18 protein-coding genes and 1 pseudogene are annotated in these 24,412 nt (G+C 44.3%); 4 read left to right on the top strand and 15 right to left on the bottom strand.

All coding sequences use genetic code 11. From position 1 onward, the window contains the following. The 3 genes from infB to rimP are packed head-to-tail and all read right to left on the bottom strand — an operon-like array spanning position 1 to position 4,680. Positions 1–2,922, bottom strand: a complete 2,922-nt coding sequence (gene infB / locus NBH07_RS17300; protein ID WP_009016919.1) for a translation initiation factor IF-2 — start codon at positions 2,920–2,922, stop codon at positions 1–3. Positions 2,923–2,942: 20 nt separating this feature from the next. Continuing rightward, on the bottom strand, positions 2,943–4,208 hold the full coding sequence (gene nusA / locus NBH07_RS17295) for a transcription termination factor NusA (RefSeq protein ID WP_005867586.1): 1,266 nt from the start codon (positions 4,206–4,208) through the stop codon (positions 2,943–2,945). 4 nt (positions 4,209–4,212) lie between these two features. Next, the gene (gene rimP / locus NBH07_RS17290; RefSeq protein WP_005867585.1) at positions 4,213–4,680 is read right to left on the bottom strand and encodes a ribosome assembly cofactor RimP; all 468 of its coding nucleotides are present in this window, start codon (positions 4,678–4,680) and stop codon (positions 4,213–4,215) included. Positions 4,681–5,070: 390 nt separating this feature from the next. On the opposite strand from rimP, the gene NBH07_RS17285 reads away from it, so the two are divergent. The 3 genes from NBH07_RS17285 to NBH07_RS17275 are packed head-to-tail and all read left to right on the top strand — an operon-like array spanning position 5,071 to position 8,568. After that, complete coding sequence (locus tag NBH07_RS17285) at positions 5,071–7,269, top strand: TonB-dependent receptor (protein ID WP_039848540.1); 2,199 nt, start codon at positions 5,071–5,073, stop codon at positions 7,267–7,269. 34 nt (positions 7,270–7,303) lie between these two features. Continuing rightward, complete coding sequence (gene pnuC / locus NBH07_RS17280; protein WP_009016917.1) at positions 7,304–7,891, top strand: nicotinamide riboside transporter PnuC; 588 nt, start codon at positions 7,304–7,306, stop codon at positions 7,889–7,891. A 17-nt stretch (positions 7,892–7,908) separates the two neighbouring features. Next, positions 7,909–8,568 carry a thiamine diphosphokinase gene (locus NBH07_RS17275; RefSeq protein WP_009016916.1) on the top strand — a complete coding sequence of 220 codons (660 nt, stop codon included), beginning with the start codon at positions 7,909–7,911 and terminating at the stop codon, positions 8,566–8,568. A gap of 80 nt (positions 8,569–8,648) precedes the next feature. On the opposite strand, the gene NBH07_RS17270 is transcribed toward NBH07_RS17275, so the two are convergent. From NBH07_RS17270 to NBH07_RS17220, 12 genes and pseudogenes are all read right to left on the bottom strand, one after another. After that, positions 8,649–9,029 (bottom strand): hypothetical protein, encoded by a 381-nt coding sequence (locus tag NBH07_RS17270; protein ID WP_009016915.1) that lies wholly within the window; start codon positions 9,027–9,029, stop codon positions 8,649–8,651. Positions 9,030–9,080: 51 nt separating this feature from the next. Then, positions 9,081–10,565, bottom strand: coding sequence for a DUF3868 domain-containing protein (locus tag NBH07_RS17265; RefSeq protein WP_250833564.1), 1,485 nt, complete (start codon positions 10,563–10,565; stop codon positions 9,081–9,083). 8 nt (positions 10,566–10,573) lie between these two features. Beyond that, positions 10,574–11,131 carry a DUF3575 domain-containing protein gene (locus tag NBH07_RS17260; RefSeq protein WP_005859412.1) on the bottom strand — a complete coding sequence of 186 codons (558 nt, stop codon included), beginning with the start codon at positions 11,129–11,131 and terminating at the stop codon, positions 10,574–10,576. A 42-nt stretch (positions 11,132–11,173) separates the two neighbouring features. After that, positions 11,174–11,461, bottom strand: coding sequence for an HU family DNA-binding protein (locus NBH07_RS17255; protein ID WP_009016913.1), 288 nt, complete (start codon positions 11,459–11,461; stop codon positions 11,174–11,176). A 344-nt stretch (positions 11,462–11,805) separates the two neighbouring features. After that, positions 11,806–11,907: pseudogene (locus tag NBH07_RS22770) on the bottom strand (PD-(D/E)XK nuclease family transposase); the annotation flags it as partial. 626 nt (positions 11,908–12,533) lie between these two features. Further along, positions 12,534–15,008, bottom strand: coding sequence for a DUF4906 domain-containing protein (locus NBH07_RS17250; protein WP_156682712.1), 2,475 nt, complete (start codon positions 15,006–15,008; stop codon positions 12,534–12,536). 17 nt (positions 15,009–15,025) lie between these two features. After that, entirely contained in the window at positions 15,026–16,555 is a 1,530-nt protein-coding gene (locus tag NBH07_RS17245; protein ID WP_009016911.1) for a hypothetical protein, read from the bottom strand. Between the two features lie 21 nt (positions 16,556–16,576). Further along, positions 16,577–17,671, bottom strand: coding sequence for a hypothetical protein (locus tag NBH07_RS17240; RefSeq protein WP_009016910.1), 1,095 nt, complete (start codon positions 17,669–17,671; stop codon positions 16,577–16,579). 257 nt (positions 17,672–17,928) lie between these two features. Continuing rightward, positions 17,929–19,374 (bottom strand): fimbrial protein, encoded by a 1,446-nt coding sequence (locus NBH07_RS17235; protein ID WP_039848572.1) that lies wholly within the window; start codon positions 19,372–19,374, stop codon positions 17,929–17,931. A 54-nt stretch (positions 19,375–19,428) separates the two neighbouring features. Beyond that, positions 19,429–20,556, bottom strand: a complete 1,128-nt coding sequence (locus NBH07_RS17230; protein ID WP_009016908.1) for a fimbrial protein — start codon at positions 20,554–20,556, stop codon at positions 19,429–19,431. A gap of 41 nt (positions 20,557–20,597) precedes the next feature. Further along, positions 20,598–21,509 carry a FimB/Mfa2 family fimbrial subunit gene (locus NBH07_RS17225; protein ID WP_009016907.1) on the bottom strand — a complete coding sequence of 304 codons (912 nt, stop codon included), beginning with the start codon at positions 21,507–21,509 and terminating at the stop codon, positions 20,598–20,600. 42 nt (positions 21,510–21,551) lie between these two features. After that, positions 21,552–22,817: a fimbrial protein gene (locus NBH07_RS17220; RefSeq protein ID WP_009016906.1), complete on the bottom strand. Its 1,266-nt coding sequence runs from the start codon at positions 22,815–22,817 to the stop codon at positions 21,552–21,554. A gap of 246 nt (positions 22,818–23,063) precedes the next feature. Here NBH07_RS17220 and NBH07_RS17215 point away from each other — a divergent pair, with 246 nt between their 5' ends. Next, entirely contained in the window at positions 23,064–24,065 is a 1,002-nt protein-coding gene (locus NBH07_RS17215) for a site-specific integrase (RefSeq protein WP_250833563.1), read from the top strand. The last annotated feature ends 347 nt before the right edge of the window (positions 24,066–24,412 follow it).

The raw sequence follows: 24,412 nt of genomic DNA, 5'->3' as shown, positions 1-24,412 counted from the left end.
TTATAACGTCTTCTTAATTTCTGTCTCTTCGTAAGCCTCGATCATATCGCCCACTTGGATATCGTTGAAGTTCGTAATATTCAAACCGCAATCCAAGCCAGCCACGACCTCTTTCGCATCGTCCTTGAAACGTTTCAAAGAGCCTAGCTCGCCGGCATAAATCACGATACCGTCACGTATCAAACGGATCTTGTTCGTACGCTTGATCTTGCCTTCCTTAACCATACATCCGGCAACCGTACCGACCTTGGTGATCTTGAATACCTGCTGAACTTCCACATAAGCGGTAATCTCCTCCTTGATCTCCGGAGAAAGCATGCCTTCCATAGCGCTCTTCACCTCCTCGATCGCATCGTAGATGATAGAGTACAAACGGATCTCTACACCTTCCTTCTCGGCGTTTCTACGTGCTTGCAAAGACGGACGAACTTGGAATCCGATAATGATAGCGTTCGAAGCCGCTGCCAAAACCACATCCGACTCGGAAATCTGACCAACCGCCTTATGAATTACATTCACCTGAATCTCCTCGGTAGACAAACGGATCAAGGAGTCGGACAAAGCCTCTACGGAGCCATCCACGTCACCCTTCACGATCACGTTCAACTCTTGGAAGTTACCCACGGCGATACGACGTCCGATATCATCCAAGGTAAGCATCTTCTGCGTACGAAGACCTAACTCACGCTGCAATTGCTCACGACGGTTAGCGATCTCACGCGCCTCTTGCTCAGTCTCCAATACATTAAATGTATCACCAGCCTGAGGAGCACCATTCAAACCGAGGATCAATACCGGCTCGGAAGGACCAGCCTTCTCCACCCGTTGATTACGCTCGTTGAACATCGCCTTGATACGTCCTTGATGAGTTCCCGCCAAAACGATATCTCCCATCTTCAACGTACCGTTCTCCACCAATATGGTAGATACATAGCCACGTCCCTTGTCCAAAGAAGACTCGATGATAGAACCAACCGCACGTTTTTTCGGATTCGCTTTCAAATCCAACAGGTCGGCCTCCAACAATACCTTCTCCAACAACTCCTCGACACCGATACCTTTCTTAGCGGAGATCTCCTGACTCTGGTACTTACCCCCCCAGTCTTCCACCAAGTAATTCATATTCGCCAACTCCTCCTTGATCTTCTCAGGATTAGCATGTGGCTTATCGATTTTATTAATAGCGAAAACAATAGGAACACCGGCAGCCGAAGCGTGATTAATCGCCTCGATCGTCTGAGGCATCACGTTATCATCAGCGGCCACGATAATAATAGCGATATCCGTCACCTTCGCGCCACGGGCACGCATAGCGGTAAACGCCTCGTGACCCGGAGTATCCAAGAACGTGATACGGCGGCCATTCTGCAACTTCACGTTGTAGGCTCCGATATGCTGCGTGATACCACCAGCCTCACCAGCGATTACGTTCGCGCTACGGATATTATCCAATAAAGAAGTCTTACCATGGTCAACGTGTCCCATCACCGTTACGATAGGCGGACGGGCTACCCAATCCTCCTCGTTATCATCTTCCTCATCAGCGTTGATCGCCTCGACAACATCCGCGCTTACATATTCAGTCTTATAACCGAACTCCTCAGCCACGATATTGATCGTCTCCGCATCCAGGCGCTGATTGATCGAAACCATAAGGCCGATGCTCATGCAAGTACCGATAACCTCCGTTACAGATACGTCCATCATGTTCGCCAAGTCGTTGGCCGTAACGAACTCGGTCAGCTTCAATACCTTGCTTTCCAGTTCTTCCTGTTCCATCAACTCGTGCTCACGTTTCACAGCGGCGTCACGTTTATCACGACGGTATTTAGCCCCCTTATTATTCTTATTATTCTTGTTGGTCAAGCGAGCCAAAGTCTCCTTGATCTGCTTTTGAACATCCTCTTCGCTAACTTCCGCTTTCACCGGCTTCTTCAAGCGAGGCTTACGGTCGTTATTCGGACGATCGTCACGATTCGGGCGCAGATAATTCGTACCCGGCGTATTATTCACGTCTACTCGATCTTTCTTGATACGTTTACGCTTCTTCTTAGCGTCACCTTCCTCACCCGGTTTAGCAGGAGCGTTCGGTTTAATCAAAGTAGGCGAATTCGGACTCTTATGAGGAGCGCCCGGACCGTTGCTATTATTACCCGGCCGATTGTTATTAAACTTTTGCTTCTCATCACGCTCTTTCCGCTTCTCCTCCTTCGTTTTCTTCTTCGGACGAGTCGATTGGTTAAGCGCATCCAAGTCAATCTTACCGGTTACCTTGATCTTTGATTCCAATTTAACCGAGTTCAAACGGAAAAGATTATCGTCTTTTTCCTCGGTCTTCTCTACTTCCTGTTCCGGTTTCACACTTTCCACCTTAGGTTCCGCAACAACCAGTTGCTTCTCTACGGTTTTTTCTTTTTCCACTTCCACTACTATAACTTTTTCTTCTTTTTTCTCCGTGGGAGCCTGCGCAGGCTGCGCGGGTTTAACAGGAGCTTGAGCAGCGGGAGCGGCAGGCGCTTCCTTCACTTTCGGCTCTTCCTTTACCTTAGGCTCTTCTTTCACCTTCGGCTCCTCTTTAGCCTTCGGCTCTTCCTGCTGTTTTTTATGTTGTCCACCATCCAAATCGATATGACCCTTCATTACGATCTTAGGCCTGAATTCTTCCGGTATCACTGTCTTTATTTCCGCAGTCTTCTCTTCTTTCACAGAAGGAGCCTCTTTCTGCGCACGATCCGCCGCAAAATTACGATCTTTCTCAGGCAGATCCTTTCCAAACTCTTTTACGAGCAAAGCATACTGTTCATCACTGATCCTCGTGTTGGGATTATCCTCAACCGAGAACCCATTCCGGTGCAGGAACTCAACCACCGTGTTGATTCCCACGTTCAATTTTCTCTGTACTTGAATTAATTTTATAGGCATATCTAACTTTGTCGTAATACTTATTCGTTACCTTCATCTTCAAATTCCGCGGATAAGATAGCTAAAAGATCGTCCACGGTCTGCTCTTCCAGATCGGCACGTTCAATAATCTCATTGCGGTTCATAGCAAGGACGCTCTTCGCCGTATAGCATCCTATATTCTTCAGTGCGTCGATCACCCAGCTGTCGATCTCGTCGGAGAACTCATCCAAGTAGATATCCTCCTCGTCCGCTCCTTCGATATCACGGAATACGTCAATCGTATACTCAGTCAACATACAAGCCAACTTAATATTCAGACCGCCCTTACCGATCGCTAAAGAGACCTCCTCAGGACGTAGATAAACCTCAGCTTTCTTTTCTTCCTCATTTACACGGATAGAAGAGATCTTAGCCGGGCTTAAAGCACGCTGGATAAACAAAGAGAGATTTGAGGTGTAATTAATCACATCAATGTTCTCGTTTCTCAACTCGCGAACGATTCCGTGAATACGAGAGCCTTTCATACCTACGCAAGCACCCACCGGGTCAATACGGTCATCGTATGACTCGACAGCCACTTTGGCACGCTCTCCCGGGATACGGGCGATCGCCTTGATCGTAATCAAGCCGTCATTAATCTCCGGAACCTCCAACTCAAACAACCGCTGCAAGAAGACCTTATCCGTACGGGAAAGAAGGATCTTCGGGTTGTTATTATAGTTATCCACACGTTGAACGATCGCACGTACGGTCTCTCCCTTACGATAGAAATCGGTCGGGATTTGCTCGGATTTCGGCAGTAGCAACTCATTACCATCGTCATCCAGCAACAGGATTTCTTTCTTCCACACCTGATAAACCTCAGCGGCGATGATGTGGCCGATTTTATCCTTATACTTAGCGTACAAGCTGTCTTTCTGCAATTCAAGTATCTTTGAAGCCAAAGTCTGGCGCAAGTTTAAGATCGCACGACGTCCGAAGTCCGCGAAATGCACCTCGTCGGTCACTTCCTCGCCCACCTCACAGTCGGCGTCGATTTTACGGGCCTCCGTCAACGTAAGCTGCAAGTTCTCATCCTCCAATTCATCATCAGCCACAACCGTACGGTTTCTCCAGATCTCGAAATCACCTTTCTCAGGATTGATAATCACGTCATAGTTCTCATCCGTGCCAAACATCTTGGCGATCACGTTACGGAACGAATCTTCCAAAACGCTAATCATCGTATCTTTATCGATATTCTTCAACTCCTTGAACTCCGCAAGGGTGTCAATCATACTGATTGTTTCCTCTTTCTTGGCCATAATCTTACTTGAATCTTATTAAGTATTTTGTATATTTTATTTCATCAAATGTATACGACTCATCCTCTATCACGGTTACCTTCCGCTTAGCGCCCTCCGGTTTCACCTTCTTCTCGACAGAGACAACCACACCGTTCTCGTCGGCAGATTTCAACACACCTGTCAGCTTCGAGCCGTTTTTCAACAGCATCTCCACCTCGTTTCCGATGTTCTTGACGTATTGGCGAAGTACCTTAAAAGGAGAAGTAATGCCGGCGGAGCCAACCTCCAGCTCATAGTCCTCGACGTCACGATCCAGATGCTCCTCCAAATACCGGCTCAACTCAGCGCAATCATCAATGCTTACCGCTTCATCGTTATCAATTTCAACGACTATCAGGTTCCCCGGTTTAATCACTACGTCTACTAAATAATTGCTTGAAGAGGCTAGTTTTTCCTCTACTAATTGGCTTACCACTTTCTTTTCTATCATACATATATCTGTTAAGAACAAAAGAAGGGGACTACCCGCCCCCTCCTCAACTTCACTTAATCGCCCGCAAATATACAAAAAATCAATGAGTTCTCAAAATATCCTCATCTTTTTGCAGAAAAAATTAATACGACACAAACCGGATTACGATCGATAGTAATCAGAATTAATATCTATAGAAATCCGATTTACTATTGATAGTAATATTTATTAACACTTTTATGCCTATCTTTGCTGCCGAATACGAAGGGGTGCTCGCAAAATCCTTCATGAAAGGAGCAGGCTGAGATCATACCCATAGAACCTGTACAGGTAATGCTGTCGTAGGGATTCATGCTTCTCCGATCCTTTCTATTCATCTATTTAGTTTTAAAGCAAAAAGATGAAAAGATGAAAAATGTATTGGTTATCTTGGCCGGCTCCTTGCTGGCTACAACCGCCAAGGCACAAATGCCCAGTCCGGTCGACTCCTTGAAAATCTCAAAAGACGTATCTTTGGATGAAGTGGTTATTACCGCTACCAAAGTCGGGAAAGAGACCCCGGTAGCTTATAGCGACATCTCCAAACAAGAACTAAGCAGCCGGAACAACGGGCAAGGTATCCCATTCCTTATCTCCCAATCCCCGTCTGTTATCATGACCTCGGATGCCGGAACGGGTATCGGTTACTCCGGTTTTCGTATCCGGGGTACAGACGCGAACCGTATCAATATCACGATCAATGGCGTACCGGTTAATGACTCCGAGTCTCATACCGTATTCTGGGCTAATATGGCCGATATAGCTTCCTCGGTAGAATCGATCCAGATCCAACGAGGTGCTGGAACCTCTACGAACGGAGCCGCGGCTTTTGGCGCTACGGTCGCCATGCAGACCGGGAAACCGTCCTTAAAGCCTTACGGCGAATATTCCGTATCAGCAGGTTCTTTCGGTACGCTGAAGCATACGGTAAAAGGCAGCACCGGATTACTTTACGATCATTTCGCTTTCGACGCCCGCTACTCCAATATCCGTAGCGACGGCTTTATCGATCGCGCCTCCGCCCGTATGAGCTCTTACTATGCCTCCGCCGCTTTCTATGCCGATAATACATTGATTAAATTTCAAGCCTTCGGGAACAGCGAGAAGACCTATCAAGCATGGAACGGCGTTCCGTCTTATTTACTTGACACAGATCGTAGCTATAATCCATGCGGAGAATATGAGGAAGATGGAGTGAAGAAGTTTTATAACAACCAGACGGATAATTATTGGCAACACAACTACCATTTAATGGCCAGCCAGCGTATCGGAGATTTCTGGAATATGAACCTGACCCTTCATTACACCGACGGAAATGGATATTACGAGGATTATAAATCGAAAGCCAAATTCAGCAGTTATAAGCTACCGGAATATATCGATCCGGAGGGTAATACCGTAAAAAAGACCGACCTCGTGCGCCGTAAATGGCTCGACAATTATTTCTATGGGGCCGTTTATAGCGCGAACTATCAACGTGACAATACCCGCCTTACGCTGGGAACCGCCGTCAACCACTATGTAGGCGATCATTTTGGCCGGGTAATGTGGACCAAAAGCGCAAACGTCTTGCCACAACCGGATTACGAATATTATCGCAATACCGGTAAGAAATTAGACTACAACGCATACGCTAAATTGACTCAACGTCTTTCCCCTCTTTTCACCGGCTATCTGGACTTACAATACCGTGGGATCCATTACACCATTAAGGGAAACGATGACAAAGCCGGGGAAGGACTGGACATTCGTAAGAACTGGAACTTCTTCAACCCGAAAGCCGGAATAAACTTCCATAACAATGGCCATAACGCCTTCGTCTCTTTCTCCGTCGCTAACCGGGAACCGAACCGTGACAATTTCACGGAGGCAGGCCCCGAGGAACGTCCTACCCACGAGACCTTATATGATTACGAGGCCGGTTATAGTTTTGGTAACGACCGTTTCCGGGTTGGAGCCAATCTCTATTTCATGGATTACAACAACCAATTGATCCTGACCGGCAAGATCAGCGAGATCGGCGAGGCACTCACTTCCAATATAAAGGATAGCTACCGAATGGGCATCGAGCTTACCGGAGGTGTACAAATCACCTCTTGGCTGAATTGGAACGCGAACGTAACCCTCAGCCAAAATAAAATCAAGCATTTCGTGGAATACGTGGATAACTGGGATACCGGAGGACAAGAGATCAATGATCTAGGCACAACGAATATAGCTTTCTCACCCAATCTAATAGCGAACAGCATGTTCGATTTCGTTTACAAAGGGTTTATCGCGAGTTTCAACTCACAAATAGTAGGCCGCCAATACATAGACAATTCAAGCAGCAAGGATCGTTCCATCGATCCCTACTTTATCAATAGCCTACGTATCGGTTACGCCTTCCAGCCTAAGTTCATGAAAGAAATAACCCTAGACGTGACTATCAACAACCTCTTCAACGAGAAGTACGAGACCAACGCATGGGTATACTCGTATATCGAAAACGGCACACGTAAAAAGGATGACGGTTATTTCACCCAAGCCGGCACGAACGCCATGGCCAGGATCACCTTCAAATTCTAACTTAATTTTCAATTATCAATTATCAATTACTAAAATGGTTTGGCTAGAATACTTCGGAGTAATAACTGGTCTGCTCTATCTCTTTCTAGAGATTAAACAACATAAGGCCATGTGGGTGGTGGGATTCCTCACCTCCCTCGTGTATGTCTTTGTCTTCCTGTCCGCTAAGATTTATGCGGACATGGGATTGCAAACCTATTACGTAGGAATCAGCATATACGGTTTCTATCAATGGACCCGGAAGAAACATGAGATACACACGGAAAACGACAGTCTTCCCTCCGACCGTATCCTATACACCCATCTGAGCCTTCCGCTTTTCGTGGGGATTATCGGGACATTGGCCGTTGTATTCGCCATCTTATGGTATCTCCTTCATCAATTCACGGACTCTCCCATCCCCGTAGGCGATGCGTTCACCACGTCGGTAGGCATTGTCGCTACTTGGATGCTGGCAAGGCGAATTATCGAGCATTGGATTTTTTGGGTAATCGTAAACCTCGTTTCCGTATATCTTTATTACCTTCGGGGCTTGTATCCAACGATGCTACTCTATTTTTGCTATGCGACACTAGCCATTGTGGGCTATTACAATTGGCGGAAGAAAGGGGAAGAGTTTTAATTTATAATTTATGAATTATGGGAGATAATACGGAAGTGAAGGAAAGAGGATGTGTGATCGTAGCGAATGGGAGATTTCCTTCCGCTGAGTTACCCTTGAGATTATTAAAGGAAGCGAAAACGATTATCGCTTGTGATGGAGCCGTAAAGACACTTTATGAAAAGGGTATTCATCCGGACGCTATCGTAGGAGACTTGGACAGTATACCCGCCGATCTGCGCAAACGTTACGCAGACCGAATCCACCATTTAGAGGACCAAGAGATCAACGACCTCTCCAAATCCATCCGCTTCGCCCATGCCCAAGGCTATCGAGAAGTTCTCATATTAGGAGCTACCGGATTGCGTGAGGATCATACATTGGGAAATATATCCCTTCTTATGGAGTATGCCCCCTTATTCAAGCGGGTGGAGATGTTATCCGACTATGGTCTTTTCACACCTATCTTAGAAACAACGACTTTCGCTTCTTATCCGGGGCAACAAATCTCCATTTTCGTTCTTTATCCCGAAGGGGAGATTAGTACAGAAGGACTCCGCTGGCCCATTTGCCAACGAAAGCTCACCTCATGGTGGCAAGGAACTCTCAACGAGGCTTTAGGAAATCAATTTACCGTCACCCTCTCCCCGGATTGCCGGGTGATCATTTACAGGGAAGCTCCCTATACAGAAAAATAGTCCTGAAAAGTATCACTACTTTTCAGGACCGTTACACCCCTCAACTTTACATGCTTAAATAAGAAGCGTTCGCTTCCTTATCAAGCAGATAATTTTTTTAACTCATTCTCTTTCCATTCGGAAAAACCTTCTACCCTATCCCTTATCTGGAACTGTAGCTTATCGTCGGCAACCAACTTCAGCACAGCCGTAGGAGAAAGGGGCAAATACATATCATTCACGGCGAAAAAAGCTTTCAGTAAAACCACGTCATAGTCATCGTGGATTACTTCTTTCTTTAATACAACCGGAACCTCCATCTGAGTCAGATAGTAGGCTGAACGTTCGTATGCGCACCAAGCATCTCCTTCCAGATACAGATAGACATTGTTTGGATTATCTACCTCATGAGGCAGAACCAACTCTACTACATCTGATGCTTGTTCCATATAAAAGAAATTATTATTAATATTTGTCTTCATGACATTTACAAATTAAGTGCCTTCTACCCTATACATAGGGAGGAATAGCTATCATTTTACAGCGTTGAAACTATCAAATACCGCATTATCCTCTATTTTCTTGCGCAATTCCTCTAAATTTATCGCCGCGGCCTTTACTCCCATATCCTGAGCCTGCTTCAATAGAGATTCCGCTTCTGTCAAATCACCGGTCAACATACTTAACACTCCTTTCGCGTGAACCGCCTCCGGGGCGTTCCCCGCTTTCGCCAAATAGTTCTTAGCGGAAGCATAATCACCCTTACCCATAGCGATATTCGCGGCGTTAAGATTCGCTACCGGATCATTCGGGAACATACAAACAGCGATATCAAATACATTATTATATTCGTCACTACCGATCTCATAGCTGTTAGCCACCGCGAACATCTCCCCTAAACTTAGCTGTTGCGGACGAGTCTTGATGATCTCACGCCCCTCATCCTCCGTAAACTCACGTACCGTATAATCAATCTTATACTCCGAGCGACGTAACGAAGGGAAAATATCTTTCAGCACATAACGGAAAGCGGCGCCACCACCCAAGGCACGTAACTTAGCCTCCTTGCGATCCGGATCATCCGAGCTATCGATAATCGCCAATACCTCGCTACGATTCGGTACATTCGGATCGGCCTCTACCTTTTCCTTAAAACCGGCCCAATCTTCCGGTTCCGAGCTCATCGTGAAGAAATCAGCCTTGAAGTCATTCTTCTGGCGGATATAGTCACGTAACGCTTTGACACGATTATCCGCCAATTTCTTATTACTAGCGTAAGAGCCTTCCGGTGAGGCATATCCTTTCAGTACGATACCTGTCGGTTTCACGTTCTTATCCTCTGTAACGGTACGGATCGTATTATTGATCTTCGCCAACTCCACCGCATTATTACGGAAATCAGGAAGAATCTGATATTTACCCACTTGGAAGTCTAAGAAAGCCGTACCGACCTCCGCACGATGCTTCTCCGTCTCTGCCATCGGCGTGATATAAGAGAATGTAGGCTGAACCTCATAGCGCTTATCCGGACGACGACGAATCTTGTCAGCGATCAATAACGGACTACCGGCCTCTTCCTTACCGCAACCGCATAGATTCGGGTCTAACACGACACGTGCGTCTTTCATCCAATCCTCAAAAGGCACGGCGGTTTTATAACTTACCACTTGATCTTCCTTATTGGCTTTCAAGATAGTATAATGAGGTACGTCGTTCAAATTATCCAAAGCGACCTCACGGTTATATACTTTCTGGCGGATACGTCCGTTCACCAAAATAGAAGGAAGCCCCTCTTTTTGCGAAGCCGATTCCAAGACGGGGGTCAGTTCCAAATAGCTACGGGATTTCACCGCATCGCCACTTACTGTCACCACGGCATCGATATACACCGAGTCGCCCTTCTGTACCACGTCGTTACAAATCACTTTAACCCCATCCGAGGCAGTCTGTCCCATGATTGCCGGAGACACGACGGCCATCATAGCCGCCATCATATATGTATTTATCTTCTTGTTCATCGCTTGGGTCATTTAATAAAATAAATAATAGAAATAGCGGCTTTCGTAACCCCGAAATAATCTTTCGTATCGCTTTTCAATACGGTTCCGCAAGTGGCACAAGGATATTTATCATAATCCAGATGCGCCCAACCAATACCCAGCACGGCTTCCATGCTCCACCGGTCACTCAACAACCACTGATAGCCATAAGAAAGTCCGGCTCCATACAAATTACCTTGATACCGATGATTCTCCATATTCTTGCTCAAGAACTTCAGACCTCCAACATTGTAATCCGCATAGTGCGCATGCAAGCCGAAGAAATGTCCGTTGAACTTCTCGCACAACCAATAACGAGCTTCTGGTTGTACCAGCCAATGTTTCATACGAGCCTCATCGCCAAACTTCCATCCATTATAGTTACCGGATAGATCTAGCGACCACTTTTTCGCCAAGCCAACCTCTACGCCCAAGTTGATCGTAGCAGTCGCATCATAGAGCAAGTTCGACTTCACCGCGAACTTCTGGCCGTAAACGCCTGTCGTAGCTACCAAGAGCAGGACTAGGAAAAGAATTCTCTTCATATCGAATATTTTTTCGTTTTTATTATACATTCATGAATGCCTTCACTTCGACGAGCTCGCATTCAACCGTTTAAGTAATAACTTACCGGGCTTAAACTTCACGCTTTTACGAGCTCTTATTATATAAGCCACTCCATTCCTAGGATTTCTGCCGATCCGTTCGGTTTGTTTCCAAGCGGAGAGCGTCCCAAAGCCCAATAGCATCAAAGAACCATCACTTTCCAAAGCCTCTGTCGTAGTCTCTTCCCAAGCTTGAACAAACCGCATCGCCTCCACTTGCGTAACCGACAATTTATCAGCCAATGTTTTCACGAGTTCTCTCCTATTCATCCCTTTCACTTTTAATTTGCATCACAAAAATAGATTATAACATTTCTTAGCACGATAGGTGTGAGTTTCAACTTTAAAGGGTAAACCTACCAACTATCCTTGATTGATAAGAACACCTATTCATTTCCGAGAAGGTGATAGGAACACCGACACTTTATAAAGACAGCAAGGGGCAGACTTGTGTAAGCCTGCCCCTTATCAGTCATACTGTATTTATCAGACTCGGATTCTATTAACACCATCAATCCGCATCATCCACTTCTAATTCTTAATCTCCTCCTTGCGGATAAGGTTCTCAAGGTCATTCACTTCCTCCAAGGAAAACCCCGTAGATTGGGCGATCACAGCCGGATCCGCCCAAAAGTCTTACCTGTTTGCTCGTTTGCCAGAACCACGTCCGTTCGCCATGAAGGGAACTCGGGAAGGCTGAAGTTCAGAAAACGTATCTATGTCGTAAAGGTAAGGACTATTTTCCGAATAAAAAATCTCGTTTAGATAAAATAAGCCATTCATATCACTTTAGTATCAAAGATCAACCTGTTAGCCAAACGGACATTATCTGATCCTTTTGATCAATATAAGACGCATATCGTGGCATTCCCTTTTAACGAAAGCCACACAATAAAGACATGGAGCGCCGCTTTATTCATGTTTTAGGATAAAAAAGGACGGTTTTCAACGCACATTAGGAGGCAAAAGCCTACACATACGGTGGCGTTGGGCAACACCTACCGTGCCGTTGGGCATCGTAAGCGGTCGCTAATAGGGTTATAAGCGGTCGTGAATGGGCATTCTTGTACCGTTACACCCCAGTCGTAAGCCTGTTTTTCCCCTTTTCACCCTACTTGATATGAATTACGATGAATTAATTTAGCTAGAATGAAAGGGCATTTTTCAACATCTACGTATATGCTAAGCAATTACTGTTTTTTTCTTGCGTATTTGGAGGCAAGTCGTAGGTCGGGACGGAAAAAGGGATTCTCCGGGAGTTAAGAATACAAAGTGTCAGATTGATTTCTGTTAAATAGAGAGAGACGCAGCATGCTGCGTCTCTACAACTAGATATATCAATTTATTTTTCACTCCTCACACAACGAACAAACATGCCGTTATTCGTATTTAATGTTCCGACATTAATAGGAACATTGGTATTCAGAGAATACCAAAAATCTATAAAAAGCATATTCGTATCAGCATGAGAGTCACCAGATCCAGACCAATAAAAAGCCCCATATCGATGGGCTGTATTATAGAGAAGTCGACCTCCACCCAAATACCCAATACCAATCTCATCAATCCCTGTATCCTCTGCAGCACTCCCATGCTCAGTCATAACAGCCTTTCCATAAGAGAAGAACAAATTGACAGGTTCTCCAGTAGAACGAACCATTAATGTCCCTTTAGCCGGATTGCAATCTATAGTTTCATCTATAACCGCATTGCCTTCTGAATCCCACTGCCAACCAAAAGGAGTATTCTCAACCGGACAACTATCATCATACACATATCCTCCATATGTAAATAATGTATTTTTCTCCGTAGCACTCTTAATAGCACTGTAATGGCTAGCCGCAGGAACTTTATAACCACTCGGACATGGACCTTGTCCATACTCCCATTTGTATTTTTCATTGCGCATGTCCTCCGATGTTTTTTCTTTCCAATTCAAATGCTTATTACCATAAGTCACATCCCATGGTGTATAATAGGAATCTGAAGCCCCTCCTTGATAAAAATATCCAGATTGGGTCGGAGCGTTGGTGATAGAGCCTTTTGTCGTACAATTGAATAAAGACCAAGTTGCCCCACCATCCAACAATTGCGTATCCGCATAACCTTGACGCAAATAAATCATATGCTCGCAACGGTTATTATGATAGGTTACCTTGATAGCGCCATAACGATTGGTGGAAGAACTTCCTGTGCTCGAATTCGGTTTATAATTAAAAACAATATCACCTCCAGTACCTGTAACAGACTCCGATGTTCCGACGACAGACTGTCCGTCATCTGTAGATAGCGTAAACCAATCCCCGGCGGTAATAGTAGCTGTCCAAGGGCCAATAGAATTCAATATCTCATACTTTCTCTTCTCCTTATTAAATTCTCGCACCTTAACTTTGACAAGCTCCCTGTTGTCCCATTTCTTATAGAAAGCTATCGGATCGACCAAACGGATAACTTGATTGACAGTTACAGTTTTAGAGATTGATTTTCCATCCTTCCCTGTAGCCGTAATCGTCACGGTATTAGTTATGTGATCCTTACTACTAATATTCGTTTTCTTCGTGATAACTCGAATCGTATTCGTATTTTTATCATACGCACCAATCTGGAAATCCTTACTATTTGAACCTTCCACACTCCATTCACACTTATCAAACCACTGATGATCTGTTGGTAACTTCACTTGGATATCACTTATAGAGCCTATCCGATACCCGATATAAATATCATCCACCGTAAAATCCCAGTTGAAATCTTTCGTCACACGCCAAGAAGCCTCGTCAACCCCGCCCTTACCGGTAAGATTAAGCGTCACGTTATAGTGGGCGTTTCGCTCTACCGCAAAATTGGTAAAAGCGTCATCTCCTAAGAAAAAGCGATAAACAATCTTCCCATTAGCACCCATTTCTGAATACTCTGCTTCCACACGAATATAAGAACAAGTCTTATCCGTTTCCACAGTGGCGACATCCTTTATTGGGGTGTTACCTAAACTTGCCGGGGTTTTATAAGCCTCTACATACTGTCCGTCTTTCAGTAAGCAGACACCATCCGGTTGCTTATTCTCATACATAAAGAAAACACTGTTATCTTTCATTGAACTAACATTTTCTACCGGATTGGAAAATTCGATCATATCAGCCTCCGTTATATAATCTGAAGGTGACGGATTTGCCGGGATTAAGTTGTTCATAAACAATTTACCAGTAGCCGGTACTTGATGCAAAGATACTTTTAGGGGCTTGATCGTACGATCTTTCAATCCAGAAGTATTCACAGATACGGATATCATAGCGTAAATACGCTTTAACGAAAGGATGGCAGAACCTTTTCCTCCGCTAACTGATACATTATCATCGAATGCGCTCATTACCATCTTAGGTAAATTTTCTGGCGTTCCATACGATAGGTTATTTATCTCATCGAACGGCTCCGCACTCAAATCAGATTCTGCGTTCGCAATTACTCGTACACGATAAGAGCCATTCTGTAAAGCTATATCGTAATTAACCGCCTTATTCTCTTCGTTATTATTTACGGTAAGGCCATTCAAGGCTGCACCGGTCAAATACAATCCTTTAACTAAACGATTATTATCCTTATTATACACAAGGATATTCAAATCGCTAATAGCATTAGCATCAGTAGCCGAGGCTTTCGTGAGCGGAGAGATCACGTCGCTAGCGGAAACGCTCAAGGACAGTCGTAATCCATCAACTTTCTGCTCTCCTCCATTCACTTCCGTCTCTTCCATGCAGGAACCCAGTCCTAGCATTAACAGGCCCAAGAACAAGGCATATATATATTTCATCGCTTTCATAATATTCTATTTACTGTTTAATTAAAGTTTGCGCTAACATCTTTCCCAGCCCAAGGAGCTACCCATATCTTAAATTCACCTGTTGATTGTTTCAACATTCCTGTCACATGATAATAGTTACCGTGGATCAAACCGTCCGTGCATTCATCCGCTTTATATTCAGGGTTGATTGGGATGGAGTATTTGTAATCCGTACCCTCACCTCCGGAGGTGATCTCCTCACTGGAGCTAGGCTCACCCTCAAGCTCCAAATCATCTTGATATAGATAAAACTCCGAACTCCCATCTCCCCATCCTGAACCGTTTTCCCAATAAGGATGCAAGAAATTTCCTTTCATCTTATAAATATATTTCTTTATATCCGCACCCAACGCAAACTCACCGACCAGATTGACTGTCAGAGCATTCTGCAAATCGGCGACTTTCTCTCTCTCATACGTATAAAGAACAACCTCTACAGTGGAGCACGCTTTATTTATTGTTTTTAGTTGGCTGTCAAGTAATTTAGACAAGAGATTTTTCTCGTTCTCGGATATAATCAAGTTTGATTCTGTATTCACATTCAGAATCTGAATTGTTTTCAAGCTAAAGAGCCATTTAGGAGTCGTCTCTATTTTCTCAACTGTTATTCCCCCCTCTAACGTTATCGTTAGATGAGCACATTTGTCGCCAATCGTTGTGCCCACGTTACATCCTACATGCGAACAACCATTTCCATTCATAGCCTTCGCTATTTCTACAGCCCCCGCCGGAATTCTACCATTTTTGCCTACAGCACCAAGCTTCCCATCCAACTTATAAATGGTGACAGCATTACTGCTATTTGAAGCACTGTTCATTAACTCTTTAGTCAGCACGGCTGTTAATTCCGTCAAAGCAAAACCTCCCAGATTCCAATCACTCGTTGTCGTAGAACCTTCCAGCTCCGGCAAATCTACCTCTAGCTCCAGATGTACCTTCGCCGCCAGTTGTTTTAGGCTAACCGTCTTACCTCCCGTAATCAATCCATCTGTCAACGTTAATGTCATCTCCCCCTCTCCGACCTTTATCAAGGTTTTAGGATCGAATGTATAATAATCGGTTCCCCCTAAAGATGTATATGATACGGATTCTTCACATAATGTCGCATAGTCCATTTCCGCATAAGACGCAACCTTGTCCTCCAATGGATTCACGATAGCTACCACCTTCAGTTCCGTGTTAAGCGGCAAGGTCAAACCGGTCAGTTTAAAGGAGCCGGAACTTTGTGTCCCGACAAAACTGCCATCACCTAAGGTTCCGGTCTTAGAAATCAAGTATTTCCACTCGTTATCTACCTTCTTGAAGATAGAGACAAAAATATTGTTTATGTTAAGTTCATCCGCCGTAGCGTACTGATAAGTACCATCGGCATTTATCACTTTCGTCTCCACGCCCTCAGTAGAGAAAGAGATCGAAACCGTACCTGTTTCCATCGGTCGCTCATCTATCAGCTTCTCTTCCGTACATGCGGTAAAGGCCAAGAGCGCCAAAAATCCTGTCAATACTATATCTTTTAACTGCTTCATGTTATGTTTATTTTACCCTGTTTACTTAACTGGTTCTCCAAAAATATCACCGACACTCAAGGTATTCGGTATCCAATCTTCAATTACAAAATCAATATCCTCGCTGGCATTACCTATTGTCACAGATAACTTATAGAGATTCCCCCCAACAACCTTCACCGCATCTCCCGGCTTTGTCTTGATCGGATAGGTACGATCCATTACCGCACCATCGACCTTATAGGTTATTTTCATGAAAGTCTGACGATCTACATCCGTATTATCATAGCCATAAAAACGGATCTTATCGTAAGTACCGTAAATGTCTTTCTTCGGATCACTCTGGTTCACATCGGTTGGCTTCAGAATATTATCATCTACTCCGGAAAAAGAGCTACCATACTCACCTACCACTTTAGCGCTTAGCTTAATGTTCAGCATCTGTACGGAAACGACCTCTACATTCGGTACTACCGGATACTCACCATCCACCTTTTCTTTACTCGTGTCTACCACCTTGAAGGAAGCCAGTTCAAACGCCGCAACTCTCTGCGATACGGGAATTGTTATTTTGTTACAATTCCCGTCATCGTGAGTAGCCAATTGAGTAGTTGTTTTATAAGATCCAATGGGTTGTTCTCCTACTTTTACTAGAAAATTAGGATGTTCTGCCAACTCTACATCTTGAATATCCGCTATGGTTGTACAAGCCAATAACTTATCGGCAGTCGTCTGTGTCAGGTTCGCCACCGCATAAGCCGTAAGTGCCGGCTTATCACTTGGCACTTTCACGATCATGTGGCGCTCGATATCCGTAGTAAAGGACTCGCTACTCGTCTGCAAATCGCTCGTTGCGTACCAATAAGAAGACAATACATTGTCATCTTTAATAATAGCTACAAAACAATTACTGATAGAAGATTCCGTAGAAGTAACATCATTGGGATTTTCCGTTATTTCACCAGCCTTGGTCATAGAGCTATTGCCGGAAAGAGAGAAGGCAAAAACGGCCTCGGTGTTTGCGATATTCGTCCCAACGCCTCCCATATCCACGTTATTCAAAATATCGTCTTCCATGGAGCAGGACACTCCGATGCAAAGGAAGCATAACAATGCTAGTATATTCTTTATTTTCATAATGGATTGAATTTTTCTCTTGTTTTACGCTAGCAAAATTAGAGGAATCCATTATTCGGCACGATAGGCGTAACTTTCAACTTTAAGGGGTAAAACTAGCATATTGGAAGTAGCGTTTTAAGGGTGTGGCTAAAGCTATCTTAGGCGATAGGGATACCTATGCAGGGCGCAAATCCATCCATCATAGGACAAAAAAACGGAGCCCGGAAATTCCGAACCCCGCCTTTCGCTGTTTATTTAAATATAAAAGAACTTAATCAATTCACGTCATCCTCATGTTGCGTAATGACTGTCCAAGGCTGCACCTTTACGCTAAAGCTGATGCAAGCGTTCAACTCGCTAGTATCGGGATCCTTGGAACCCTCGCCGGTAATAGTGGCATATACCTTATATATATTATTGCGTTGTACGCCTATAGCAGCACCATCGCTAATAGGGATACGGTAATAACGGTTCTCTTTGACCACTCCATTATTTGTCCAAGTCCCTTTAAGGATCAACAGGGTTTGGATATTTCCGGTAGGAGCATCGCTAGGCTCTGGATCTTTTGTCATGTCGTGTGTTGTTCCATTATACTCATATACGTAAAATTGAGCCATTTCCGGAAGACTGCTGTTATTTGTACCGGAGGTTGTCTTATCAGAGAACGTTTGCCATGCGGGTCCGGAATAATTGACCTCACTGCCACTCATGTTCTTACTGTGATTATTACTTACCATGTTTATAGAAACCTGCTCCTTGATCTCTTTGGCAAACTGAGCGACATTGTTTGTACCCTTCACCAAGTAATAATCATCACGTATATAATCACATCCATGGCTGAAAGGGCCGGCGGCTTGCTCCAATGAGTAAGCCGTAGCGTCACCATACAATTTAGACTTAGTACTAACATTCGCTACGTATACGCCTGTCAATGTAAATGTAGCACCTTCATAACTCTGCGTGAAATTGCAATCCAATCCCTCTAACTGCACCCGGGCTACATGGCGGGTTAAGGAAATATTATCAGTCGAGTTCTCCTCAGGATAATAAGCATCACCCTCAGTCCATTTGTCGCCGTTTTTAATGATTGTCGTATGATTGGAGCCTATATCAGCTTGTTTTGTATTCTTAATAGACTGATCATTAGCTATTACCCAATTATCGTAATCCGTCCCAGCCACAAGCCCACCGATTGTGACAATCTGGCTAAACATCGGGACATAAGTAGCTTGAGTTGACGCATGTACATCCGCAAAACTTACGATATTCGAAAGCTCGCCGTTCGTTATATCCCCCCATGTAGAAGGAATTTTATCAAGCGCTGTATTCGCAAAGATTACCACTTTCAATTGCGTAGAAGAAACTTCACCTGCCGCCATAGCCTTCACTTTAACAACGATATCTTCAATCGTTCGCAACTTTTCAGAGCCGGAAGCCTCCACTGTTTTCATGGCCGCAAATTTATCGTTAGCCGCATCACCGTCATTATCCGCATAAAATAAATAAGCGGTCAGGCTCCTTATAAATTGCTCGTTTCCACTGCCTACTTCCGTTGTCGCTTTTGTCTGTATCCCATCCAAAGCCGTAGCGGTAAGAGAGACGTTCGCATCTATCATCTGATAGTTTTCTTCCGGTATCTCGATGCCATTCGAGCTATCGTCCGAGCAGGAGGCAAAAGTGCATACGGCGAAGGAGGCTAATAATAAATGTCTTAGTTTCATATCCTTTTGTTTTTTCTTGTTTATACTAAATTTCATTCCCTATGATTCCATTACTTAGTCTATTACCGGATGCTGCATTACCGGGCCCCAGCCTACTACCTGCACGGCTATATTCAAGTTGGTATCTACCTCGGGTTCCGGATCCGGACCTGGGCCCGGGTCTGGCGTTACGGGAATATTGTCGAAACTTTCGCCGTCAAAATAAATACGGAGACGGTAAACGTAGTTGCGACGGATGAAATTATGATCATAGCCGTTCTGCAAGCCACCCGCATTGATCACCGCCGTGAAGATTTTCGTATGGTCCTGATAACTGGAATTTCCCCGTAAGGTAGCTTTTACGGCGATCATCGTGTGATCGTCGCTTTTCATATTTTCCATTACATAATGAACGAATGGCGTATTGGATATCGAAGTGCCATCATTTACCAACAGATCCTCGAACGAGGTATCTTCCGAATTTCGCACGGCATCGGGAGCCTCTGTCTCTCCCCAATCCGCCTCACTGAAATAGTAAGACTTTGTCTTCATATTGTAGATGCCTACCGCATCGATTCGCACCTCACGTCCGGCGAACGGCGTTCCGGCAAAACGAGTGGATATATTCACCAAATCAATACGTGCGGCTACACGGGTCAAAAGGATCGGGTCGGAGATGCCATCCACATTCTGATCGCCAAGATCCGTATATCCTAAATAGTTATCTTCCTCAGATAAAGCGGATTTTGTAACGATCACTTGACTACTCATCGTTAGGTTCGTTTGCGATTGCGAGGAGAGGTCTACCAAGCGAGTCTGGAACTCATCGTAGGTAGAAACGGTAGATAATAAATCTCTCGGCACGTTCGCCAAGACAATGATCCGTGCCCGGACAGCCTTCGTTGTCGGCACATCGGCTATTATGGCGGAATGTTCCGCCCCGGAAAGAGCCTCCCATTTATAACCGAGCAGTTCCGTGCCGGTCTCATTAAATACTACCACAGCCAAATTATTGATATAAGCCTCACCCTCCAACTCATTCACGTCATTGGGGTTATAGGCTTTCGTAGCCGTACCGGATGCCTTGACAGCGACGGACAGCTTAGCGCCTTCTAAGGGAAGAACCGGATCCTCATCTTTAGAACAACTCACACAAGCGAGAATCGCCAAACCGGATAAAAATATGTTCGCTAATAATTTCATGTTCGTATCGTATTTCTTAATTATATATGATGAGGTACCCTTTAATGCATCGGAATATCTTCTTCCACTACTCCCCAAGGACGAACGGTTGCCCGGACGGATAAGGTTCCGCCCTCACCCCATTCAAGGATCAGATGGGTATTCTCTCCCGCGCTCGTATAAATAGGATCACCGTTCTCGTCTACCTTGGCCGAGCCTAACGAGACTCCATTGGCGCTTATCGACACAGCCATATCCTGTCCCGGACAAGCGGTTTGCATAGTAGGGGTTATCCATTCAACCCCGGACTCGTTCCATGCACCTTCCGGATTATAATATACGCTATCGCCAATCTGCGTGCCACGGTAATCAAAACCACTTAATGTATTATTCAAGTAGAAGTCGCAATCCACGGAACTTCTCAACCCCATCCTGCCGAGTTGCTCTTGCAACCCTCGGGTCTCGATCGTGACCGTACCCACTTTCGGACGAATCACGATCTCAGTCTCCTTCGCTACGCCTCCGGCTTTTGTCAACACTTGTTCGCTACCATAATAAAGGCTGTCCGGGGTAACCGCCAAACCATCTTGGCTTTTCAACATCACTTTCAAGTCCTCTATGGTCTGGGCCTCCGATACGGATTGCTTTTCACCCAAGGCATTCACGTTGCCCCATGCCACGATACGTAGACTACGATCGGCGGTATAGCCATCCAAAACGATCTCATTGCGGGAACGGATAAAGTTCTTATCCAAGCTACGTTTCTCCAAGTAATTCAGATTCTCGTCGAATATATACAGATCGGTAGATTCCATCCATCCGTATTCCGTTATATCGTCTCCCTTGATATTCTCGACCTTCAGTTTGAGCGTATAGCATTGATCCAAATCCTCCTTGATGCAGCTAGTCGCTATAATAGCGAACAAAGCCACAACCAAGAGAAGCAATTCCTTTGTAAACAGTATGTGTTTCATAATCCTAATTTTTTCTTATCAATTATTTTACCCTATATTGCTTTATTCTACTTCCTCATGGATAGTCTTCACGTTCCATGGCTCCACTTTCACGGATGCGCTCACATTGGTGGAGATCATCGGGTCATATGGGATCTCGGAACCGGGGCCGATAATCGTTAAAGAGATCTCGTATTTGTAGTTACGTTGGACGTAAAACTTACTCCTTTTTTCCGTGCCATCAATCGTCACTTCTTCTCCGACAGGAATCGCATAATAACAATTCTCTTTCGTAATAGATTCTTTCGCACCTTGCGGTAGATAGGTATAATCACCTTTTACGATCAATAAGGTATGGTTGGCATAAGCCTCATTGACGTTAGATTCACCGGACTTCACCTCACCCTTTGTATTCTCGTAAACATAAAATTCATGATTCAAGGCTGGATCATTCTCAACATGCTTCTTTGCCAATGCGTCATATTTCGTCTGGAGCCCTTTTTTGTAAGAACCTTCGTCGATATTATTCGGAGACGTTAGAAATAGTAGACCTACCTTATAATCTAAGTATCCAAAATGGGTATCTCCAAAAAAATCTTTCTCGATCGTCCCCCACTCCTCAGTAGAAGCTACGCTTGATACACCTTTCGCACTAGCGATAAAGACCTCCTTCAAAACGAAGGACTTACTTTCATAATTCGCATTTTCTGGATTACCTATGTCTGCACCAGCCAAAGCGATCGAAGCGACATCTCGAACCAAGGGAACCGGGCCTGCGCCATAAACTTCCTTACCAGAAATATCTTTTACCGTTATATCACCGACCTCATCATCATAACCAATATAGTTGGTCGTATTTGCCACTAATGTCACGTTAAGCACTTTACTACTCATCGTCAAGCCTTTTGTCAAAGTCTCGTCAGACAGATTGATTGTTGTTTCAATAAAGTCAGTTATATCCTTAGCCTTTGCCAATTCGGTTTGGATAACAGGGGCAGCGTTCGCCACAACCACTACATGAGCTTCACCCGCATACACTTCTTGCGGACCGACATCCTTTGTCCCATCAGAGTTAGGAGTAGCATCTTTTGTATATATCACACTCCATCCATCAACTCCAAACACCCCAACCGTTAGCGTATTCACGTCCGCATCCGTTGGAGTAGTTTCTCCGGCCTTCGTAACCGCCCCTTCCTCACTCTTGATAGCCAAAGCTAGTTGAGCTTTCTCTAAGACAGGAGCCTTTGGAATTTCTATTTCATTATCATCGGAACAAGCGGCAAATCCGCATAGCACCAACGATAAAAGAATGTATTTCTTGAATCTCATAGTATAATATTTTTTGTTCTCACATTAATATGTGACAAAAATAGAAAGGATATATCGTGGTGCTGATAGGCAGAACTCTCTATAATAAGAGACAAATGTATCAATTTCATAAAAGTGATAGGTTTCCCTACCTTTTGCAACTTTCACCTACAAAAACAGGCTCAATCCGTGTATTTTATGCTACCGGGGTGGTACTCGGATCATCCTAGTAACAAATATACATAATCACTTAAATTCAGCAAAATCATGGCAAGAAAAAAGAATGAGATGAAAGCGAAAGAGCCCGTAAAGCTCCGGTTCAAGAAACTGTCGAACGCAAACCAGTCCATATATCTGGACATCTATTACAAAGGAAAGAGGTATTATGAGTTCCTCAAGCTCTACCTCACCCCGGAACGTTTCCCTGAAGACCGTGATAAGAACCGGATCACTTTGCGCTTGGCCAATAGTATCAAGGCACAACGGATCATTGATCTTCAGAACGAGATTTATGGTGTCCGTATGATAAACGGGCTCGGGAAAAAAACACTTTTAGAATTCCTCTCGGAATTGTCCACCGATAAATCCGCGCATGGCGACAAAGCCTATTCCCTACGATTAAGAAGTCTGGCCAATCATCTTAGAGACTATATGCCGCAATGCCTGCTTAAGGACATAGATACCGGTTTCGTGAAAGGTTTCATCACTCACTTGCGTAAACAACCCTACCTCAAAAGCGACTTCACGATTCACGGTTATTACCGGCTCCTGAATGTCACACTCAATAAGGCGGTCAAAAAAGGACTGATCCTCTCGAATCCTTGTAGTTTGCTGGATACAGACGAAAAACCTCACAAACCTACCAGCCTGCGTACTTATTTGACCCTAGAGGAACTAAAGAGGTTAATCTGGACAGATTGCGCATGCCCAGAGGTAAAAAAGGCTTTTCTGTTCTGCTGTTTCTGCGGACTCCGGATCAGCGACTTGACCGCTCTTGGATGGGAAGATATGCAAAAAGACGGAAATGATAAATTCCGTTTACAGATCATACAGAGAAAGACGAAAGAGGCTATTTATCTCCCATTGTCCGAGGAAGCGATAAAATACCTTCCCGCAAGGGAGAATGAGAATGACAGGCTCGGCTTGATATTCCATCTACCTAGCCTCACGATTATATGTCAGGTATTAAAAGGCTGGACTTTAGCCGCCGGCATCAAGAACAAGAAAGTGACCTTTCACGTAAGGAAACACAATGCTTTTGCTATCTAACTGAAAATTAAATAGTTCTCTTGTTATTTTTATTTAATAGGTAACTATTTAGAAACGAGCGAAATTCAGCGGCTTGTTTCATCTTGCATACATTCAAAGGACGTTTTTGTTATGCAAAAATAAGGTTTTCAAGTGAGAAAAACAAAATATCCTTAGGCTTTATCTCCTAAAAACTACCAGTAATGGGGGGCTGGAAAACAATCCTCCTTTTGAAGATATTTCTCTTCTTTTATGTACATATCCGCGTATGCTTTGCGGAACAAATGTTTTTTTCTATTATTAATATTCATCATTTCCTTTTTTGCCAAACGCATCTTACTATCAGGTCTGTCCTTTTTTCTATAGTT

Origin of the sequence: Parabacteroides sp. B2-S-102 (assembly GCF_023656665.1) — a bacterium.
Taxonomy (GTDB): domain Bacteria; phylum Bacteroidota; class Bacteroidia; order Bacteroidales; family Tannerellaceae; genus Parabacteroides; species Parabacteroides distasonis.
This window is presented reverse-complemented; position numbering and strand designations above follow the sequence as displayed.

What these genes read in the sequence shown, in the direction of transcription:
- infB (WP_009016919.1), bottom strand. Translation starts at nt 2,922, where the DNA reads ATGCCTATAAAATTAATTCAAGTACAGAGAAAATTGAACGTGGGAATC.
- nusA (WP_005867586.1), bottom strand. Translation starts at nt 4,208, where the DNA reads ATGGCCAAGAAAGAGGAAACAATCAGTATGATTGACACCCTTGCGGAG.
- rimP (WP_005867585.1), bottom strand. Translation starts at nt 4,680, where the DNA reads ATGATAGAAAAGAAAGTGGTAAGCCAATTAGTAGAGGAAAAACTAGCC.
- NBH07_RS17285 (WP_039848540.1), top strand. Translation starts at nt 5,071, where the DNA reads ATGAAAAATGTATTGGTTATCTTGGCCGGCTCCTTGCTGGCTACAACC.
- pnuC (WP_009016917.1), top strand. Translation starts at nt 7,304, where the DNA reads ATGGTTTGGCTAGAATACTTCGGAGTAATAACTGGTCTGCTCTATCTC.
- NBH07_RS17275 (WP_009016916.1), top strand. Translation starts at nt 7,909, where the DNA reads ATGGGAGATAATACGGAAGTGAAGGAAAGAGGATGTGTGATCGTAGCG.
- NBH07_RS17270 (WP_009016915.1), bottom strand. Translation starts at nt 9,029, where the DNA reads ATGAAGACAAATATTAATAATAATTTCTTTTATATGGAACAAGCATCA.
- NBH07_RS17265 (WP_250833564.1), bottom strand. Translation starts at nt 10,565, where the DNA reads ATGAACAAGAAGATAAATACATATATGATGGCGGCTATGATGGCCGTC.
- NBH07_RS17260 (WP_005859412.1), bottom strand. Translation starts at nt 11,131, where the DNA reads ATGAAGAGAATTCTTTTCCTAGTCCTGCTCTTGGTAGCTACGACAGGC.
- NBH07_RS17255 (WP_009016913.1), bottom strand. Translation starts at nt 11,461, where the DNA reads ATGAATAGGAGAGAACTCGTGAAAACATTGGCTGATAAATTGTCGGTT.
- NBH07_RS17250 (WP_156682712.1), bottom strand. Translation starts at nt 15,008, where the DNA reads ATGAAAGCGATGAAATATATATATGCCTTGTTCTTGGGCCTGTTAATG.
- NBH07_RS17245 (WP_009016911.1), bottom strand. Translation starts at nt 16,555, where the DNA reads ATGAAGCAGTTAAAAGATATAGTATTGACAGGATTTTTGGCGCTCTTG.
- NBH07_RS17240 (WP_009016910.1), bottom strand. Translation starts at nt 17,671, where the DNA reads ATGAAAATAAAGAATATACTAGCATTGTTATGCTTCCTTTGCATCGGA.
- NBH07_RS17235 (WP_039848572.1), bottom strand. Translation starts at nt 19,374, where the DNA reads ATGAAACTAAGACATTTATTATTAGCCTCCTTCGCCGTATGCACTTTT.
- NBH07_RS17230 (WP_009016908.1), bottom strand. Translation starts at nt 20,556, where the DNA reads ATGAAATTATTAGCGAACATATTTTTATCCGGTTTGGCGATTCTCGCT.
- NBH07_RS17225 (WP_009016907.1), bottom strand. Translation starts at nt 21,509, where the DNA reads ATGAAACACATACTGTTTACAAAGGAATTGCTTCTCTTGGTTGTGGCT.
- NBH07_RS17220 (WP_009016906.1), bottom strand. Translation starts at nt 22,817, where the DNA reads ATGAGATTCAAGAAATACATTCTTTTATCGTTGGTGCTATGCGGATTT.
- NBH07_RS17215 (WP_250833563.1), top strand. Translation starts at nt 23,064, where the DNA reads ATGGCAAGAAAAAAGAATGAGATGAAAGCGAAAGAGCCCGTAAAGCTC.